The sequence below is a fragment of the Vibrio sp. 2132-1 genome (genome assembly GCF_033344315.1).
In genome coordinates, this window is sequence record NZ_JAWPON010000293.1 from 1 (window position 1) to 728 (window position 728).

A 728-nucleotide genomic window follows, 5' to 3' on the forward strand; every position below is an offset into this window, starting at 1 on the left:
TAACGTAATGTCACTTTGTGCGAAGTGCAGTGTTTCGGTAGAACAATGATTCTCGAAAGGTCGCTATAGCGGCCTTTTTTGTGCCTGAAAGCAAGAAAAGCGAAGGGAAATTGCGAAGTAAGGTATTGAGGAGTAAGATTAACTCTAGATAAAACAAAGCCCCGAAACTCATTCAAACTTGGCGGAATGGAGAGTTATCAGGGCTAAAGCTTAAGGTAATTTTAACACATGGAAAGACAAAGACAATCCACACGTAACCGCCATAAGTGCAGTTATGTGTGAAAGCTAAACAATCAAACGCATTTCAACTCGATCTAATCGAGACGCTTCCTCATAAGCCGTATTGCACCGATGAACTCGGTGTCACTTACATACGTCCAAAAAGTACAGCGATTAAGAAAAAATATCTGCAAGTGAACCAACCGAAGTTGGTCACTTACCTTGTCTTTGATATTGATCGACAAGGCGGTGTGTTGGCTTGGTACGACAACGATCTTCCCACACCATATTGGACTTCAAAGAACCCAGAGAACGCACACGCACACATTGCGTATCGCTTGAAAGTTCCATTCTGTACGTCTGATATCGCGCATAGTGAACCTATTCGCTACGCAGCTGCGATTGAATCCGCGATGATTGAGCGTCTGAAAGCGGATCGTGGATTCGCAGGACTACTGACGAAAAATCCACTGCACCCACATTGGCAAAATGAGTTTTGGACAGAGTAC

The 728-nt window shown here is 43.8% G+C and carries 1 protein-coding gene; it reads left to right on the top strand.

Going from position 1 to position 728, the window contains the following annotated elements:
* Positions 1-278: 278 nt before the first annotated feature.
* On the top strand, positions 279-728 hold a 450-nt coding region (locus R8N47_RS25000; RefSeq protein ID WP_318186082.1), incomplete at its 3' end, for a replication initiation protein.